We start from the raw sequence: 18948 nt of genomic DNA, 5'->3' as shown, positions 1-18948 counted from the left end.
AGAACCGTTACTAATGAAGTGCTTGCAACAGTTAGGACCAATTTATAAAGATTTTTAGAAAAATATTTATTAGACTGTTGAATCGACATAGATGATTACCTTTAATTGCAGTTTGCGATGACTGTTTTGCTGAGCGCCTAGATATATTTATAGCACTGGCTATCAAACTTGTATTGAACAGTAGGCGATTTATCTACTGATAAAAAATATCAACCAATAAGGGAATATTGGTTGATATTTATAAATTGTTGAAAGTGCATGGATGAACGAATGTTTAATTCTACAAAGCTATATCAGTATCAGAATTTGTTCACTATACGTCTGTTATTAAGCCTTATAGCTGAGCATAAAGATCCGCATCTTGACCTTCACCACCTTGTTGACCATCAGCACCTAATGAAAACAAATCATAAGGACGGCCTTCACTACCTGGTGCAACATACTGCATCTCGTTTTCCCAACCATCGGTCGGATAGCCCCCTTTAATATACCCACCTTCAGGATAGTTTTTTGCATCAGCTGGCGGTGTCGTAAGCGCCTCTAACCCTTGAGCGGTCGTCGGATAGCGGGAGTTATCAACCTTATACATATCTAACGCATTTGAGACAGTGGCAAGCGCCGTTTCAGTTGTTTTCACACGGGCCTTATCACTTTGACCAACTACTTTTGGTACCACTAATCCAGCAAGAATGGCTAGGATCACAATAACGACCATAATCTCGATAAGAGTGAATCCTGATTGACCAGACTTTTTTGTCGCACTGCGCCGCATAGCTGAAGAAGCGGTCTTATGGTCAGTTACAATATTTGAATGGGATTGCATATTCTGAATAGCACTTTTTGGCGTCATATTTACTTGGAATTTGTCAGTCATAGTCATCGCTTTGGTCATCACAGTTATGTAAATAGTAAAAGTGGCGTTCTATCATAGCTCTCATCAATGATATATCAATGAGTTCTGAAACTATTGTCACTATAAACCATGGTTTTATTTTTATCCAGCGCTGTACCTAGTTTGGGTTTGGGTTTGCTATCTTAGCCAAAGCTAAATATTGAATGACACCAACTGTATGACTATTAAACCGTGCTTACTATAGCGCGGTGCTTGTGTTTGCCATAGCAAAAATAGCGTTCGTTCAACAATATACAACAGTAAGCAAACCTTAAGAAAGTTAGTCCAAGGTTTAGCAAGCAAGTTAGGTGATATGAATAGAGTAAAAGAGAACTAAATAGAGGTTTTGGAGATAGGAAGCTGTCTGTATGTGAATAGCATAATGAATCATAGGCTAGCGACTGAACCTAGCCTGCTAAATCGTTCATATTAACGATAGGTAGCATAACCGCCATTACAATAATCATAACTACTACGCCCATCAACACCAGCATTAAAGGCTCAAGTAATGATAATAAGGTGCTGATAAAATTGGTTGCTTCTGCCTCCTGCATATTGGCGGCACGGCTCAGCATATTTTCAAGCTCGCCTGAGTTTTCTCCGCTTTTTATCATCTGTACCATCATCGGTGGAAAGTAAGTAGATTTCTCTAGTTGACTAGACAAGCTGGAGCCTTCTGTGACCCTATCAGCCGCAGTAATAATCGTTTTTTGGATATGTAAATTGGTCGTGACCGCAGCCCCAATATGTAATGCCTCAATCAGTGGCACCCCTGATCGTACTAGTATCGCAAGGGTACTGGCAAACCGCGCGGCATTCAGACCTTTGGACAATCTAGCTAGTATCGGCAATCTAAGCACCACGCTATCGATAGTTAATTTACCTGCTTGCGTTTGGGCAAAACGGTAGAATAAAAATGCGGTACTTGCCAATACCAGTAATATTAACCACCACCACTGAGTAATGATATTCGATAGCGTGAGAACGATTTGAGTAATTAAAGGCAGTGCTTGCTCAGACTGTTCAAAGACTTTGACAATTTTGGGCACAACGAAGCTCATCAGCCCCATAATTACCGCAATTGCCATTACCATCAGGACAATTGGATAGACCATGGCCCCTTGGATTTTCTTTTGGAGGGCAAAACGGTTTTCGGTGTAGTCTGCTAGTTGATTGAGGATAAGATCAAGGTGACCAGATTTTTCGCCTGCAGCAATCGTAGCGATATATAATGGTGGAAAGCTAGCGGCTTGTTGCAGAGCACGTGCTAAGCTGAGTCCTTCCAAAACATGTGAGCGTACCGCAAGCATCAGGGATTTTATATGAGTCTTTGGGGATTGCTTAGCAACCGCTGCCAAGGTTTCCTCAAGTGGGATACCCGCTGCCAATAATACAGATAGCTGACGTGTCAGCAATGCCAACTCGTATGCAGACGGTTTTTTGTAGCGGTTTTTGCTCTGACTCTGTCTGTCATTGACCGGATTGACTTCAACGGGTGTCCATTGCTTATCACGCAGCTGCTGGCGAATTTGCCGCGCAGAATCCCCCTCTAGCAAGCCTTTTTGGACAACGCCATGGTCGTCAAGCGCTTTGAAATGATAGGCAGGCATGGCAGCAGATATCCTAAGAAGCTTACAGATAGACAGTTATAATTTATGACTTAATAGAAATTTATCAACTTGACACTCGACGCTTAGAACAGTGGCGTTGAGTCATTACTATCAGGCATCAAACCTTGTAATAATAAGACATCTAGATGCTGCTGCTGTAGCTTTTTATCAAAGTCATTAACCTCAGCGATTAGCATTCTTTCAATACGTTTATCACTCGCAAAAACACTCAAGCGCGCACAAATAACGGCCAACTGATAAATGCGTTTTTTGCAATAACCGTCAAGACCTTGTAATAATCTAACCATATGCGGGGTTTCAAGACTGGCGTAATCATAGTCAGCCACGACTTGCTGGCCAAGAGCTGTGACGCCATAAGTAATCGACAGATGGGCACAATAATAACAGCTGAATAAATAACCAACCACATGACCGATATAATAGCCTCGATCGTAAGTAAAACTACTCACGCCAAAGTGCCCAAGTACATAACTGTTGAGGCTACCTTGGTCGCGAATTGGCTTGCCGTGCTTTAACTTACCGACCGTAGCAAAGCACAATGGATTGCGACCATCTTGAGTCGTCAGTTGCCAACCGGCGGGCTGCTGCGCAGGCATATGACGTACGATATCTGCAATAATGTCATCGACCACATGCAGCTGCTGCCAGAGTCTTTCGAGCTTATCCGTATCCATCAACCCACGCTTATCAAGCTGCTGCGCAAGTAAATATTGCTGATATTCTGCGAATTGCGGCTTCAAGGTTTGTACTAAGTAAGTAGGACGCGTATTGGCAGATGCCATATATAACAGTCGAGTACGCTCATGCTGAGCACGATAAAGCGCAACACGCTGCGTAGCAACATTGGTTTCTTGAGCCACAGGTTTTGCAGCTACTGTAAGACTATCGGATGACTCAGATATTACTGCTTCAGTTGCTACCGCCTCGATATCTGACAAAGTAAACATCGTCAATAACGCCGCCTTATCAGGTGTCTCTACCGGCTCATTTTTCGGCACATCTTTGCTGACATGCGGGTTCTCTATAGCAGTGTTTTTATCAACATTACTTTCTGTTTTAGCAGTTGCAGCAGCCTCTTGTTGGCCATTGCTTCCTGCATTTAGCTTTGCGGTCGGTTCAGTCATAACATACCATCACCAGCGAAAATAAACATCGTCTCGTTCCTTTTATACACCTATCATATAAGGATATATAACACGTTATAGCACCAACGCTTTTTTCTCGACGACTCATCAACCCATAGTACCTGAACACAGACTCAATGTCAGCTGCCCTTAACTAAAATAGCAATAGCAAGTCACCAAAGGCCTTATAGATATGAGTGACTCAACATCTACAAATAACAAGTATTCACAAACTAAAAAAGCGCCAAGGACATATAAATGACCTTAGCGCTTCTTATTGAAATTCTACTTAAATAACTTAAATAAACAGCAACTAGAGCTATGCAAGATTATTCTTTCGATACTGCTGACGGTATGCTTTCGGCGAGACACCATACACACGTTTAAATGCCTGACTAAAAGTCGAATCTGAGGCATAACCCACCATCTCGCTGATACGGCTAATACTGTTTTGCTGTAAGCGTAAATAGCGAGCCGCCAATCGTAAGCGGTAATCGATCAGATAAGTCAGTGGTGGCATACCAACGGTGTCTTTGAAACGCTGTGCAAAGCTAGAACGCGACATCCCTGCTACTTCAGCAAGCTGATGAATGGTCCAGCTTTCACTCGGTGCCCCATGCATCGCGGCTAGTGCCTTGGTCAAAAATGGATCCTTCATGGCTTTGAGCCAGTTTTCTGTGGCTTCAGGCAAGCTTTCGATATAGACGCGCAAACACTCAATCATCATAATGCTTGCCCAATGATTGATTACAGCCGTTTTGCCCATACGCTCACGCTCAGCTTCTAGTGTTAGCAGCTTTATCTCTACATCAATCACTTCAAACCGTCCGTCAGCAGCATCATTGAGCTCTGGCAATATCGGTGGCAGTACTGACAACAGAGGATTAATCATCTCTTTGTCGTACTTACATTCGATCAGTATCAAAGATGAATTGGGGTCTCCATCGCCATCGATATCAAGTGTACGCTCAGAGCAATTACTCAATAGCTCATCAAGCGACTCAGCAACATCGCCATGGTGATTAAGTGCGTAACTCACATGCTTGTGCGCATTCGGAATCATGATCATGTCGCCAGCGCGAGCTTCTCGTAAACCATTACCAACATCGATGCAAAAACCGCCAGACATTACTAAGTAAAATAAAATGGTGTCCTTTCTAGTAATAGAATAAGACCAATTGCCAGTGCCATTTAGACGATAATACTTAGTCTCAAATAAATGCACGTTTTGCAGCAATACACTCAGTGCGTCCATCAATCAATTCCTCAATAATGCAGATTAATAACGATTCATCTTAAAAAAATAATACTCTTAATAACAAGTTCTGTCGGTTTGCTCTATGCCAATACTTGCTCCAATAAATAATTTTTATTAAATACAATGGATGTGATAACACTTAAGCATAATGCATCATTTAAAACGTCATGTCTATTTACTTATTAGAATTACTAAACAATAATAGAGTAGACACAGTCACGCTAGGCCTTAAGGAAAACCTACAGGCAATGTTGATAAAAATTTGGGGGATTATCTAGTATTGAAGATGCTATCAAACTCTATCTGTTTAATCTTATAAAGATAATATAGAGATAAAATCGAATAGGCATAAAAAAATCGCCATCAAGGGCGAGTGCTATTACTGATATATTTTTAGATTAAGATATGATTTGTATGTAGATACATACAGAATAAAATATGGGGCGACTGATGGGACTCGAACCCACGACAACCGAGATCACAACCCGGGGCTCTACCAACTGAGCTACAACCGCCATAACTATTGCCAAAGAATAGGCAAGATTTGCAGGCTAAATGGTGCGCCTGGCAGGATTCGAACCTGCGGCCACCTCCTTAGAAGGGAGATGCTCTATCCAGCTGAGCTACAGGCGCTCTTAGAGGACTTTTATATACTAAGCTTACTTTACGATATATTTTACTATATCAGAAACTAAACCGTTATACATAAAAAAAAGCCTGTAAGGCTCTTAAAATAGATGGTCGGAGTGATAGGATTCGAACCTACGACCCTCTGGTCCCAAACCAGATGCGCTACCAAACTGCGCCACACTCCGAAATTCTCTATTATCACGATAGTTTGTTAATCAACTCGTTGTTGGCAATGCCGCTAACTTGTTAATGTTCCTCGCTATCGAGGTGCACATATTAAGGGGTAAAGGCGATTGTGTCAACACCTATTTTCGATTAATTTCAAATAATCGCTAATTTTTTTAAAATTACGTCAATTTCACCAAAATAGTGATAGCAAGACCCTTTTATTATTTACCTATCAATTAGTCAGTCATTCGCGTGGTCATTGATAACAATATTAAGCTTTGTCCAGATGTGGCAGTACTTCACCGTTGAGTGTACCTGTCAAAACATCAAACGGCATTAACCATAAATGGGCATCAATTGATTCATTGTTTTTAATATCATCTCTACTAACGCTATCGTTACTACCATAATGAGTTTGCTGCTTGAGCGCTACTGGCTGCCTATCACTACCTAGCACCGGATAAACCAACCAGATCTGCCCCGCCAAGTAAGCTTGTGCATAGCTGGTCAATTGATAAGCGTCGCTCGCACTAATTGCAGCGGCATATGGTAAGTACTTCCACTTAATGTCGATGACATGACTGTAGTGACCTTTGGTTTTGGTTTTGGTTTTGGTTTTGGTTTTGGTTTTGGTTTTGTTTTTGGCTTTAGTTTGATGAGATGCTATATCGTTCTGATTTTGACAATCGTCAGAGGCAGTTTCAAATATCAGTAAATCAGGCCGTATAGATAAGCACGCTATTCCTTCAGCATCGTTAAGCCAGACACTTTGGGTTTGGTAAAAAGGACGGTAACTACTACTAAGCTGTTGAAATATCGATGCGATACGATGACTTGCCCATTGCTCAAAAGCTTGATTCATATCAATCAATAAACACAATCTTAGCTGAGAGCAATTTTGTCTATTAGGATCAATACCATTACCTGTCGCAGCTGTCGTCTGTTTTAGTAACCAGTATGCCAAGTCTACTAATTGCTGCGCGGCGTGCAATTTTTGCTTTTGGAGTGGCTGAACGTCTAGCTGACGCTTTGCTTGAGTATATATTAACGCTATCTGCTGCATTTCGCGGTTGTTTAGCGTAGGCACTTGCTGCCATGGCTGCAACAGTTTTGAGGAAATAAACTGGGGCAATAAAGGCATCAAGTAAATCAATGCACTCTTAATCAACCGATTGGCCAACATGTCGTGACTTAATACGCTACTTTCACAGATGAACTTATGCGGTTGCATACTATTGTGACGCAGTTGTTCTTTGATGAGCAGTCGACCTTGCAGGGATGCCTGATTTTCAATCTGAGCCTGATAATGCTTAGTTGGTTGATAATCCATTAAACGCTGCAAAAACTGCTCAATCAGCCAGTCTGATATGGGCAATACTTTTAATGGTAAAGGAGCGGAATGGGAATTAAACTGACCGAAGTTTTTCATATCGGGTAGCTTACGATTGTTATGCGCATCAAGATGAATCAAATCCGATAGCATACCCTGTATCCAATGACGAGTCTGGACGATATCGCTAGGCTGAGTGGACTGATTGAGCTTTGGCAATATCTCAAGCGTCATGCTACTGGGTAGCAGAATAATTCCAATATAGTGTCCAACCTTAAGCTGCCACTGTCCTTGCTTACGCTTGATAGTAAATACTGCAAACTCTTGTGCCATTAGCCAATCGAAGTCAGACGCGTGCAAAAAATCATGCATGGACAAACGTTGATGCTCAAACACGGTGATAACATTCATAGTAGCGACACTACTGTTAGGGATACGAGTCTGGCGACTATTTGCCCTAATGGCGTGCTCTTTGGCGGAATATTGATTATTCGTCATCACTGAACAGTCACCCTGCTAGTACAAACGCTGATAGATAGCAGCATGATTAAACTCACCACCCTTAGCAATCAGATCGGCATTAATAGTATAACTATTCACACTCATAGACTGACCAAGAAAAGAACCCTGCCCTGCAAACATTTGGTGTTCAGCGGAAGCATTATTTTGGTTGCCCATTGGATTATACAAGTCGTCATTTATTAATGCTTGACTGTCCTGTACAAACTGCTTACTTGTCGGTTGCTGCTCATCTCTAAAGATATACTGTAGCATCGTAATTTGACCACCAGCTGCTTGAGCCAATTGAGGAATAATTTGTTCGACGAGCGCCGTTTGTAATTGCTCTAACTGAGTGACGGCGAACAAAAACGCATGCCCCAACTGCGCTTCTACTCCCAGTGTCTGCACGATACGTCTATTCAAGCCTGTTAGTAATTTACTCAAATCTATCGCACCTGCTTCTAAGTCTTCAGACAGCCCAGTGTCGTTGTCATTGCTGGCTCGAATTGTCGATAGTAAATTAGGCTGCGGTGGACAATCCACAAAGCGAAAACGTCGGCGTAATGCCATATCAAGTGGCGCTAAAGAATGGTCTTGGGTATTCATAGTGGCATAAATATCGACATTAGCAGGCACACTAAAAGCACGCCCAGAATACGCCAAACTCACTATCATCGCATTTGGCATGCCCGCTCGTTTATCAGGCTCTATCAAACTGAGAAGCTCGCCAAACACCCGTGACACGTTAGCACGGTTAATCTCATCAATCAGCATAGCATAACGCTGCTGAGGGTCACGGGCGGCGCGTTGGCATAGCTTCAGGAATGCTCCATCTTGCACCGCGTAACTCATTTGATTTTGATTAGAAGGGCTACTATTTGCTTGAGCGGTGCCACTCATGACAGGGCGTATACCTTCTACAAACTCTTCATAGCCGTAGGCTTGATGGAAGCTCACCATACTAAAACGTTGCTGACCGATGTTTTGATTTTGATGGGCTTGGTTGTCACGCTGTGCCTGCTGAAACTCTGCTAATTGCTGCGATAAATCTTCTAGTAACACCATACTCTCTGGCAATAAATACCATGCCCCACTATTGTCTTTATCAAAATAAGCTTGGCTAGCGCGGTTATCAAAGCTGACTGTTTGAGAGTTCATAGGACTATGTCTGCGTAACTCTAACCAAGCTGTACTATCCAGATTTTTCTCACGTGAGTTCTGAGCAGCTTTGGTCATAAAAAAAGGATGATCAATAATTTCTCGTACCTTTAACAAATCCTGTTGTTCAGCACGTAAATCTAGAAATACCAAACATAATACTTCGCGCCAGCTTAGACCTTGCAGCAGCTGTTCTAATAAGTCTTCATTTTTAGTCTTGGGTAAATAGTCGGTATATTGCTTCGCGATTTGCAGCAATCTATAGGTTTTACCTGTACCAGCAACGCCCGTATAAATAATATTGGTCGGTTCATGAGTAGACATATCAGGCATAACGTTATCCAGCGGCATTGAAAACAGGTTTAAAATAGACATGCTAACATTTTGTCATTATAACGTGACTGTCTATTGGCATGGTAACTATAGTCAACCCTCTATAAATTAGATACGGTGCCAGTCTCGCTTAATCTACTATTTGTAGTACTGTCACTCGGCTTCCTTGTATCCAAATTATATTGAACTGACTATACCAATCACTTAATAATATTAATGCCCAAATGATACTGACATATAAGATAGTTAGGCTACTTTAATTGGCGATCTAAATTGATGACATAACCTAGCAACATAGCCACGCTACTATTGTTTTGTAAGCGCAGCAGTTCATGCTAATAATAGTAGGAAGGCAATGGTTGATGTACCATAGTATTTGTAGCGACTTTCATTATCTATATTTGTGTCGCTATCATAAAAAGCCATGCTAAGAATGTCATTCAACTCATTTACGTTAAGGAATTTTGTATGTCAGGATTATTAAAAAAACTACCCGCCAAGTTGACCAATAAACTGCCAGCCAAAGTATCTGACAGCACAAAACCTTCAGTTGAGAAATCCAGTAGCACGCTAAAACCAATTAGCAATCAATTTACCAAACTGTTATCCGTCACCAAATATCTGCCTGCTGGTGCACGTTCAAGTATTTTATCTAAAGCCTTTGGCAAGGTCGTCCCCTATGTCGGCACGACCGGCATTTATTATGAGACGGTAGAACCAAACCAAGTCGTCGTTAGTCTCAATAACAATAAAGCCGTCCAAAACCATATCGGCTCTATTCATGCAGTCGCCATCACATTACTGGCAGAGACAGCAACGGGTTTTATTTTGGGTTTAAACTTGCCTTCTGATCGTATCCTGCTGATTAAATCTTACTCAGTAAATTTCCATCGTCCGATCAAAAAAGGTCAAATTGCTGCTATTGCAAGCTTGTCTGATGAACAGCGTTTGGATATCCTAAACACGCCAAAAGGTGAGATGATTATTCCTTGTGTCATCAAAGATCGTGAATCTGACAGTGACCGCGATCCAATTGTGGTTGAGATGACGTGGGCATGGATACCAAAAGCGGAGCTAGAGGCACGCCGCCAAGGTAAAGCGTCTGAAAAAGTCGCAGAAGATGATAATGGAACCGAGGCACCAATCGAAGAAAACGATGCCTCATCTACTCAAAATAATAGTACTGATAAGTAGTTAATAAAAATTGATAACAAACCCAATGAGGAAACAGTATGTCGAAACTTAGGACTTGCCTATCTACGCTAGCGCTAGCCACTCTGTGCTCATTGGGTTTTGTTCATAGCGCTAATGCCAATACAACGACGGCTGTCAGCATCGCTAAATCTAGCCCTACTTTCTTGGGCGATAGCGGTACTTATCCTTTTTCAGAGGCTGTACGCGTGGGCAATACATTGTATATGTCGGGACAAATTGGCTTTAAAGAGGGCAAACTGGTCAAAGGCGGTATCAAAGCTGAAACCAAGCAAGTGCTAGATAATATCCATAGCACGCTATTAAAATATGGCTACCGAAAGTCTGATATTGTTAAATGTATGGTTATGCTGACTGATATGGATGACTTTGATGACTTTAATAAGGTCTATAAAGCTGAGATGATAAAGCCTTATCCTGTACGCTCAGCTTTTGGCGTATCAGAACTGGCTGCTGGATCAAGCGTTGAAATTGAATGTATGGCTGCAAAATAATAGCGGCTAAAAACTCTAAAGCTCCACAATTAGAAAAACGTTAAAACTAAAATAACTGGCTATTCACACCAGTTATTTTTTGTCTGTTATACCGATATCTAGTCTGCAAATTTATACCAATATCGTCTCGTCAGTTAACGAACTCTCCTTCGTCACTCGCAGCACTTCCTCCAATGTCGTGCGTCCTTCTATGACTTTACGTAAGCCATCCGCACGTATCGACGGTGTTTGCTGGCGCGCATACTCTTCCAGCTCATACTCAGCCGTATTGCTATGAATCATACGGCGCAATGTATCGTCGATTGGCACGACTTCATAGATGGCGGTACGGCCTTTAAACCCTGACTGATTACATTTATCGCAGCCCACTGGCTTGGGCAGGCGAATCGACTCACTTGCTATATCTTTGGTATCACTTTTCAGCGTTGACCCAATGCCAATTTCGGTAAACAGCTTGGCTTGCTCAGTATCAGCAGCCTGCCAGCTTTGACAATGTGAACATAAGGTACGCACCAAACGCTGCGCTACTACGCCAATAAGCGACGACGACAACAGAAACGGCTCAACACCCATGTCCTGTAAGCGAGTAACCGCGCCAATAGCAGTGTTGGTATGCAGCGTCGATAATACCAAATGCCCTGTCAAAGAGGCCTGTACGGCAATCTCAGCTGTCTCTAAATCACGAATTTCACCAACCATCACCACATCGGGATCTTGACGCAGCATTGCACGCAAACTTTTAGCAAATGTCATGTCTACTTTGTTATTGACCTGCGTCTGCCCGATACCATCAAGCTGAAACTCAATCGGATCTTCAGCGGTCAAAATATTACGAGTTTGATCATTTAAATCGGTCAATGCAGAATATAGCGTCGTGGTTTTACCCGAGCCAGTCGGCCCTGTCACCAAAATAATGCCGTGCGGACGATGGATTAAGCGCTTTAGCTCAGTATAGTCATTATCAGACAGCCCCAAATACGTCATATTTAAACGACCAGCTTGCTTGTCTAATAGACGCATCACCACCCGCTCACCAAAGCTTGATGGCAAAGTCGATACACGCACATCGACCTCTCGCCCTGCCAGTCTTAAACTGATACGACCATCTTGCGGCACTCGCTTTTCGGCGATATCTAACTTAGCCATTACCTTAATACGCGAAACTAACAATGGAGCCAGTTGGCGTTTTGGTGTGATGATTTCTTTTAGCTCACCATCAACTCGGAAACGAACGACCAAGCGCTTTTCAAAGGTCTCAATATGAATGTCTGAAGCACTTAAGCGAATGGCTTCGGACAACAAGGCGTTGATCAAACGAATGATAGGTGCGTCGTCTTGTTGATCCATCAAGTCTTCAGTTTCAGGGACGCTATCAGCCAAGCTATCGAGATCAGGATGGTCTTCAAGTCCAGCAGCAATGTGCTGCGACTCTCCTGTATTGCCAGCATAAGCTGCGTTCATACGTTTTTCAAAATCGTCCGCGCTGACGCTTTCGTAAGTGGGTACACCGCGAATGCCTTGCTGCTGTAAAAACCGTACCGCTTCATTGATCGCTGACAACGGAGTCGCTTTGGTGAGTACCAATGTCGGCGGCAATTCCGGATCTATCGCAAGTATGGCCAAAATCTGATGGCGTTTCGCAAAGCTGTATGGCAACTGCATCATAAAGACGGCCCAATAAGTGAGGAGAAGGTAAGAAGTACGCACGCCAAGACATGATGGATGCCTTGTCCTTAACAGTTCGAATCAAAAAAGACTGCCAGTAAGGTTGCATGAGTTTGTTATAATAGCATTTTGTTTTAGACGGGTATTATTTTATCTGACTGGCGCTTTATACCTATTGCCTAGCACATATTATTACTATCAGAGTTAGCATATCATGCGATTTTTTGCAGACCGCTTGCCATTGTCTATTACAACTTTTAGATTGCTTAAATTACCCATCATATTTTGTCTATCCCTTCTCCCGCTCGATATTAGGATTTTCCGTTATGTCAGAGAACGTTAGCACTACTCATCCAACACCACTTTTACAGGATACCTTTACTGTCGGTAGCCGTACCTTTTCTTCGCGCCTGCTGGTTGGTACTGGCAAGTATAAAGACATGACAGAGACTGGAGAAGCCATTGCCGCTTCAGCAGCCGAAATCGTGACCGTTGCTATTCGCCGTGTCAATATTGGACAAAATAGTGATGAGCCTAACTTATTAGATGTGATTTCACCTGATAAATATACGATATTACCGAATACTGCTGGCTGCTTTGACGCCGAAACAGCCATTCGCACTTGTAAGCTTGCTCGCGAGTTATTGGGTGGGCATAATTTGGTTAAGCTTGAGGTATTGGGTGATGAAAAAACCTTATATCCAAACGTTATGGAAACTTTAAAAGCCGCCAAAGTATTGATCGATGATGGTTTTGAAGTAATGGTTTATACGTCAGATGACCCTATCGTCGCACAAGAGTTAGAAAGTATGGGCTGTGTCGCCATTATGCCGCTTGGCAGTTTGATTGGTTCAGGACTTGGTCTACTCAATCGTCATACGCTTAGCTTAATAATCGAAAACGCCAAAGTACCCGTATTGGTTGATGCTGGTGTCGGTACTGCGTCTGATGCTGCACTCGCGATGGAGCTTGGCTGTGATGGCGTACTGATGAACTCAGCCATTGCCAATGCACAAAACCCAGTAATGATGGCACATGCAATGAAACATGCTATGTGGGCAGGTCGCGCTGCGTTTTTGGCAGGTCGTATGCCAATGCGTAAGATGGCTACTGCCAGCTCACCACAGACTGGGTATTTCTTTCAATAAATTGAAGTATAAATGACATATCATAATAGAGCGTGTTGAGTATTTACGTATAGTGCTGTCAGTGCTATGGTTGATTGCTTAACACGCTCTATAAAATAATAAAAAATGTTATTTGATTGAGTATCTACTCATTATAATTTTCACATAACACTTATCGTCATAAAAGGATTTATTATGCGACTTCTCACAGCAGTCGACCAGTTGTTTTTACTTCTTGAGTCGCGTAAACAGCCCATGCACGTTGGTGGCTTATTCTTGTTTGAATTGCCAGATGATGCAGGGAGCGATTTTGTCTATCAACTGGTCAAGCAGATGCAAGACTCTGATGTGCCGCCAAGCTTTCCATTTAACCAAGTGCTTGAACATTTGATGTTTTGGAAAAAAGACAAAAACTTCGATGTCGAACATCATTTCCATCATGTCGCATTGCCAAAACCTGCGCGTGCTCGTGAGCTATTGATGTACGTTTCACGAGAGCATGGACGTCTGTTGGACCGTGCCATGCCGCTGTGGGAGTGTCATGTGGTTGAGGGTATTGAACCCGAAACCGAGGGCAGCCCTGAGCGTTTTGCGTTGTACTTTAAGATTCACCATTCATTGGTAGATGGCATCGCTGCGATGCGTTTGGTACAAAAGTCGCTATCGCAATCAGCGACAGAACCCGTAACCTTGCCAGTGTGGTCGTTGATGGCGCGCCATCGCAACCATGTCAACGCTATCTTGCCAGCTGAAAGATCGGTCAAACGCATCATTAAAGAGCAAATCTCTACCATCAAACCTGTATTCACAGAGCTGCTAGACAACCTTAAAAACTATAGCGATGAAGGCTATGTCGGCACTTTTGATGCACCTATGAGCATTTTGAACAAGCGCATTTCAGCCTCTCGTCGTATAGCAGCACAGTCTTATGACATCAAACGCTTTAATGATATCGCAGAGAGATTGAATATCAGCAAAAATGATGTGGTACTCGCCGTCTGTTCTGGTGCCCTTCGTCGCTATTTAATCTCGATGGACGCCCTGCCGAGCAAACCATTGATTGCCTTTGTGCCGATGTCGCTACGTACAGATAAGAGCGTCTCGGGCAATCAGCTGTCATTTGTATTGGCAAATTTGGGTACCCACTTAGACAATCCTTTACGCAGAATAGAATTGATTCATCGCAGTATGAATAACGGCAAACGTCGCTTTCGCCGCATGAATCAAGCGCAGGTTATCAACTATAGTGTGATTGCCTATGCGTGGGAGGGTATCAATCTAGCGACAGGGTTATTCCCCAAAAAGCAGGCCTTTAACTTAATTATCTCCAACGTTCCTGGCTCTGAAAAGCCACTGTACTGGAACGGCGCGCGCTTGCAATCGCTATACCCTGCTTCTATCGTGTTCAATGGTCAAGCCATGAACATCACCCTAGCCAGTTATTTGGATAAGATTGAGTTTGGTATTACCGCTTGTAGCAAGGCGTTACCTCGCGTACAAGACATGCTGATGCTGATAGAAGAAGAATTGCAGCTGCTAGAAACTACCAGTAAAGAGCTAGCATTCAAAGGCATCACTGTTGAAGATAAAGCTGGCAATCAGGGTAATGATAAAACAAAAAAGCTGGCTCCATAACGGAACCAGCTTTTTTCATTCATACTCAATCTAGATATTAACTATATCTAGGCGCTAAACATTAATACCATTAAGGTTAACGTTTAGATTGCATCACCCCAGATTGGTACAACTGTCTGCATCAATGGCTTGAGCAATTTCACATTACAAGCAAAGATAGAGCCTGATGTCATAGAGTTGTGCGCGCCAGTATGATCAACCACCACACCGCGTGCTTCAGTTACGATAAGCTCGCCCGCAGCGATGTCCCAAGGCTTGATAGACATCTCAAAATAACCGTCAAAACGACCAGCGGCAACATAGCACAAATCAAGCGCAGCTGAACCCATACGACGTACCTGACCACCTGCCTCAGATATCTTCTGTAAGCTCTCAAAGTGCTGTTTAGCATAAGAGATAACTTCGCCATTGCGCTTACGCTCAAGCGGATGACCAGTCGTAAAGAAACCGCCGTCAATGGTTTTGCGCTCGCTCACTTGCATACGGCGATTGTTCAAACGCGCGCCTTTACCGCGGCTCGCTGAGAACATCTCATCACGAACAGGATCATAGACCACACCATGTTGGGTGACACCTTTATGCTGGACTGCGATAGATACGCAGAACTGCGGTACACCGTGGACAAAGTTCTTAGTGCCGTCTAGTGGATCGATAATCCAGCACCAGTCAGCATCTTCGCCGCGGCCTTCTTGCATACCAAACTCTTCACCCAAAAATGAATGATTCGGATAGCTGGCTTTTAGCGTCTCAATAGTGAGCTCTTCGCTAAAGCGATCAATGCGAGTAACCAAACCATCAAGTCCTTTAGACTCAATATCTAACTCGATTTTGTGGCGGTTTTGATGCGCATATAAAATCTCTTTACCAACTTTTTCAGCAGTACGCGCTGCGATGACGACCATGGGTTCCATAAATAACCTATTTGCTTGATGAATGAATATAAAAAATAAGACTAACTTTGTGCCCACAACATGCCAAAAAGCCGCCGCATCACACCACATCTATGCGATTAAAAACGTGTCTCTTATAAACGGAAACTTATAAAAGACACCCGCATTATACTAAAATTGTTCGATAAAAACGAAAAAACCGTCACGCTGACCAAGCCAGTACTTTGGCGATCATCTAAACTGCGCAAGTTGTAAAAAAGTTAGCACCTGCGGCTAGCAGGCGTTTGCTCTGTTTAAGGAGCTTATATCGGTTTTAATTAACACATTTTCAGTGCATTAATTTTTTAAAATAATATTGTAACGCTTACGATAAAAGTATTTTAAGCTGTTTGATCACGCCTTCGATATCTAAACCACAGTCAGCTAACTGCTCTACTTGGGAGCCATGAGCGATAAAACGATCGGGAATACCGATATTAGCAATAGCTGGACGACTTTGCTTAAAGGCTGCCGACTCGTTTAGTAAATATTCATTCACTGCACTACCTGCGCCACCCATAATCATGTGCTCTTCTAGGGTTGCTATATGAGTGACCCCTTGCGCCAGTAACGTCTCAAGCATTACCGTATCTAACGGTTTTACCCAACGCATATTGACCACCTGTATCTGGCAATCTAACGCTGCATCGTTATCTGTTAGGGTTTCTGCTGCTTGCTGAGCAGTTGCTACCATCGTACCAAAAGCCAATAATGCCAATTTGTAAGGCGCATCAGTTTTACCTAATACTGATTCGACAACCGCTTCACCAACTTTATAAGTTTGGGCGGGCTGCTCAATATCAGCACCCGTACCTGTACCACGCGGATAACGTACAGCCGTGCACCCTTGATACTCATAGCAAGTATTGAGCAAATGGTAACACTCGTTCTCATCTTTTGGCGCTGCAATCACCATATTAGGCACACAACGTAAGAATCCAAAATCAAATACGCCAGCATGCGTCGCACCGTCTTCACCGACTAGACCCGCTCGATCTATGGCAAACATCACATCGAGATTCTGTAGAGCCACGTCATGAATCAGCTGATCATATCCACGCTGTAAGAACGTTGAATAAATCGCGACAATAGGTTTGACGCCTTGAGTTGCCATCCCAGCCGCTAGCGTGACAGCGTGTTGCTCAGCAATGGCCACATCAAAGAAACGCTCTGGAAAGTGACGAGCAAAGTCCGTCATCCCTGAGCCTTCTTCCATAGCAGGGGTGACAGCTAGCAGCTTATCGTCTTCGGCCGCTTTATCACATAAGAACTGGCCAAACACTTGCGAATATTTTAATGCTGGCTTTGTACTTGGTTGTTTTTTTAGCTGCTCTATAGAGTTAGCTTTAGACGCTTCATGCTCTTTATGATTTTCGACTGGCAACTTACTGATTGCGTGATAGCCCACTGGATCTAATTCTGCTGGTGCAAAGCCTTTACCCTTAGTGGTATAGATATGCACTAGTACTGGGCCTTTTACTTGCTTCGCCAGTGACAATACGCGCAGTAGCTCAGGAATATTATGCCCATCAAATGGACCAAAATAGGTAAAACCAATCGCTTTGAATAAGTTGTCTTCTAGCTGTGGAACATCGCGCATCTCTTTATGACGTTTGCGGCGATCGAACGCTTGCATATCAGGACGGTGGCAGAGTACTGGCTCACCTGACTCAGAGATATCAACTTGATAACCTGATTCCCAAAGCATCGCTAAATGTCGTGAAAACCCGCCAATAGAGCAAGATATCGACATATCATTATCGTTTAGAATGACCAGTAAATCAGCATCTTGCTGTACTGCGTCATTCATCGCTTCAAATGCCATACCACCTGTCATCGCACCATCACCAATGATGCAAGCAACCGTTTGCTCGCGGCCTTGATAACGCAGGGCGAGACTCATACCCAGACCAGCTGAAATAGAGGTCGATGAATGCCCAACGCCAAATGTATCGTAGACAGATTCTGCGCGCTCAGGAAATGCTGTCAGACCATCTTTAGACCTGATAGTACCTAGCTGCTCACGGCGACCTGTCAGTACTTTATGAGCATAAGCTTGATGACCCACGTCCCAGACGATTTGGTCTTGCGGCGTATCTAACAAATAATGCAATACTATAGTCAGCTCAACCACGCCCAAATTAGCACCAAAATGCCCACCGCTCTGACCAGCTGAATACAATAGAAAAAGGCGCAACTCATCAGCCAACGTAATAAGCTTGGCAGCCGAAAGCGTGCTGAGGTCAGTGGGTGTATCAATTGCATCAAGCAATGGCGTATGAGGACGCACACGTGGAATCACAGTATAGGTCTGCTGTAAGCTCGATAGCTGAGCAGCAGAATCCAGCACTGATGTAGATAGGGACTGAGACTTTGGAGAATGAGGTGACTGCTGCATAAACCGTACGATACCTACCAATCTGCTGACAAGACGTGTCTTTAAAATATAGCGGTGACTATAATCAAAAGACGTCAATAATACCTACATCATTATTGATGTAATCGACCATATAATTATTCATGCAACTTTCGTATTTGTATAGCTGCGCTACTTACGACAGTAGACACGCTAGCACAATAGACTGCGCGTCAATACCAACGTTTTGATATCAAAATATTGATGCTTTTATACTATTGACTACTGATGGGTGACATTATGCCCTATTATTTTGCATCAATAGCGGATGTTAGTGACGACATAGTAATGTAAGGGTAAAGACTTGTCACTGTATCCGTCAAAATAGTATGGCATAATAGCATTTTTTTTTAATTGTCGCTTTAATCATCGTGCGTCGTCTGTGAACTTTGTGTGTTTTTATAAAAAATACAATGAGCACGCTGTCTTTATGAACAGGGTATAC

13 protein-coding genes and 3 tRNA genes are annotated in these 18948 nt (G+C 43.0%); 4 read left to right on the top strand and 12 right to left on the bottom strand.

The window, feature by feature from the left end; genetic code table 11:
• Positions 1-334: 334 nt before the first annotated feature.
• The 9 genes from gspG to I3254_RS03050 form a co-directional block, all read right to left on the bottom strand.
• Complete coding sequence (gene gspG, locus I3254_RS03090; protein ID WP_238051165.1) at positions 335-772, bottom strand: type II secretion system major pseudopilin GspG; 438 nt, start codon at positions 770-772, stop codon at positions 335-337.
• A 527-nt stretch (positions 773-1299) separates the two neighbouring features.
• Positions 1300-2502: a type II secretion system inner membrane protein GspF gene (gene gspF, locus I3254_RS03085; protein ID WP_057758190.1), complete on the bottom strand. Its 1203-nt coding sequence runs from the start codon at positions 2500-2502 to the stop codon at positions 1300-1302.
• 83 nt (positions 2503-2585) lie between these two features.
• On the bottom strand, positions 2586-3647 hold the full coding sequence (locus I3254_RS03080; RefSeq protein ID WP_238051071.1) for a hypothetical protein: 1062 nt from the start codon (positions 3645-3647) through the stop codon (positions 2586-2588).
• A 319-nt stretch (positions 3648-3966) separates the two neighbouring features.
• The gene (locus I3254_RS03075; protein WP_238051069.1) at positions 3967-4902 is read right to left on the bottom strand and encodes an AraC family transcriptional regulator; all 936 of its coding nucleotides are present in this window, start codon (positions 4900-4902) and stop codon (positions 3967-3969) included.
• A 442-nt stretch (positions 4903-5344) separates the two neighbouring features.
• Positions 5345-5420: transfer RNA gene (locus I3254_RS03070), tRNA-His, on the bottom strand.
• A gap of 41 nt (positions 5421-5461) precedes the next feature.
• Positions 5462-5538: transfer RNA gene (locus I3254_RS03065), tRNA-Arg, on the bottom strand.
• Between the two features lie 105 nt (positions 5539-5643).
• A tRNA-Pro gene (locus I3254_RS03060) sits at positions 5644-5720 on the bottom strand.
• A gap of 254 nt (positions 5721-5974) precedes the next feature.
• Positions 5975-7531 (bottom strand): McrC family protein, encoded by a 1557-nt coding sequence (locus I3254_RS03055; protein WP_238051164.1) that lies wholly within the window; start codon positions 7529-7531, stop codon positions 5975-5977.
• An 18-nt stretch (positions 7532-7549) separates the two neighbouring features.
• Positions 7550-9067 carry an AAA family ATPase gene (locus I3254_RS03050; protein ID WP_238051058.1) on the bottom strand — a complete coding sequence of 506 codons (1518 nt, stop codon included), beginning with the start codon at positions 9065-9067 and terminating at the stop codon, positions 7550-7552.
• A gap of 426 nt (positions 9068-9493) precedes the next feature.
• Here I3254_RS03050 and I3254_RS03045 point away from each other — a divergent pair, with 426 nt between their 5' ends.
• Both I3254_RS03045 and I3254_RS03040 read left to right on the top strand, forming a co-directional pair.
• Complete coding sequence (locus I3254_RS03045) at positions 9494-10219, top strand: DUF4442 domain-containing protein (protein WP_238051056.1); 726 nt, start codon at positions 9494-9496, stop codon at positions 10217-10219.
• 38 nt (positions 10220-10257) lie between these two features.
• Positions 10258-10731, top strand: coding sequence for a RidA family protein (locus tag I3254_RS03040; protein ID WP_238051054.1), 474 nt, complete (start codon positions 10258-10260; stop codon positions 10729-10731).
• A 111-nt stretch (positions 10732-10842) separates the two neighbouring features.
• Here the strand turns inward: I3254_RS03040 and gspE are convergent, their stop codons facing one another.
• On the bottom strand, positions 10843-12396 hold the full coding sequence (gspE, locus tag I3254_RS03035; protein WP_238051052.1) for a type II secretion system ATPase GspE: 1554 nt from the start codon (positions 12394-12396) through the stop codon (positions 10843-10845).
• Positions 12397-12722: 326 nt separating this feature from the next.
• Between gspE and I3254_RS03030 the strand changes: the two genes are divergently transcribed.
• Complete coding sequence (locus I3254_RS03030; protein WP_101205496.1) at positions 12723-13544, top strand: thiazole synthase; 822 nt, start codon at positions 12723-12725, stop codon at positions 13542-13544.
• 174 nt (positions 13545-13718) lie between these two features.
• Positions 13719-15158, top strand: coding sequence for a wax ester/triacylglycerol synthase family O-acyltransferase (locus I3254_RS03025; RefSeq protein ID WP_238051050.1), 1440 nt, complete (start codon positions 13719-13721; stop codon positions 15156-15158).
• 83 nt (positions 15159-15241) lie between these two features.
• Here I3254_RS03025 and I3254_RS03020 read toward each other — a convergent pair whose 3' ends face one another.
• Positions 15242-16069: an inositol monophosphatase family protein gene (locus I3254_RS03020; protein WP_057758174.1), complete on the bottom strand. Its 828-nt coding sequence runs from the start codon at positions 16067-16069 to the stop codon at positions 15242-15244.
• A 343-nt stretch (positions 16070-16412) separates the two neighbouring features.
• The gene (dxs, locus tag I3254_RS03015) at positions 16413-18485 is read right to left on the bottom strand and encodes a 1-deoxy-D-xylulose-5-phosphate synthase (RefSeq protein WP_238051048.1); all 2073 of its coding nucleotides are present in this window, start codon (positions 18483-18485) and stop codon (positions 16413-16415) included.
• Between the last annotated feature and the right edge of the window lie 463 nt (positions 18486-18948).

Origin of the sequence: Psychrobacter sp. Ps2, from assembly GCF_022129405.1 — a bacterium.
Lineage (GTDB): Bacteria > Pseudomonadota > Gammaproteobacteria > Pseudomonadales > Moraxellaceae > Psychrobacter.
Note: the sequence above shows the minus strand (reverse complement) of the source record. Positions and strands in the feature narration are given on the sequence as shown.

Coding starts and splice junctions, on each gene's coding strand:
- I3254_RS03050 (WP_238051058.1), bottom strand. CDS start 9,067: ATGTCTATTTTAAACCTGTTTTCAATGCCGCTGGATAACGTTATGCCT.
- I3254_RS03075 (WP_238051069.1), bottom strand. CDS start 4,902: ATGGACGCACTGAGTGTATTGCTGCAAAACGTGCATTTATTTGAGACT.
- I3254_RS03055 (WP_238051164.1), bottom strand. CDS start 7,531: ATGACGAATAATCAATATTCCGCCAAAGAGCACGCCATTAGGGCAAAT.
- gspF (WP_057758190.1), bottom strand. CDS start 2,502: ATGCCTGCCTATCATTTCAAAGCGCTTGACGACCATGGCGTTGTCCAA.
- I3254_RS03025 (WP_238051050.1), top strand. CDS start 13,719: ATGCGACTTCTCACAGCAGTCGACCAGTTGTTTTTACTTCTTGAGTCG.
- dxs (WP_238051048.1), bottom strand. CDS start 18,485: ATGCAGCAGTCACCTCATTCTCCAAAGTCTCAGTCCCTATCTACATCA.
- I3254_RS03080 (WP_238051071.1), bottom strand. CDS start 3,647: ATGACTGAACCGACCGCAAAGCTAAATGCAGGAAGCAATGGCCAACAA.
- I3254_RS03020 (WP_057758174.1), bottom strand. CDS start 16,069: ATGGAACCCATGGTCGTCATCGCAGCGCGTACTGCTGAAAAAGTTGGT.
- I3254_RS03030 (WP_101205496.1), top strand. CDS start 12,723: ATGTCAGAGAACGTTAGCACTACTCATCCAACACCACTTTTACAGGAT.
- I3254_RS03045 (WP_238051056.1), top strand. CDS start 9,494: ATGTCAGGATTATTAAAAAAACTACCCGCCAAGTTGACCAATAAACTG.
- I3254_RS03040 (WP_238051054.1), top strand. CDS start 10,258: ATGTCGAAACTTAGGACTTGCCTATCTACGCTAGCGCTAGCCACTCTG.
- gspG (WP_238051165.1), bottom strand. CDS start 772: ATGCGGCGCAGTGCGACAAAAAAGTCTGGTCAATCAGGATTCACTCTT.
- gspE (WP_238051052.1), bottom strand. CDS start 12,396: ATGATGCAGTTGCCATACAGCTTTGCGAAACGCCATCAGATTTTGGCC.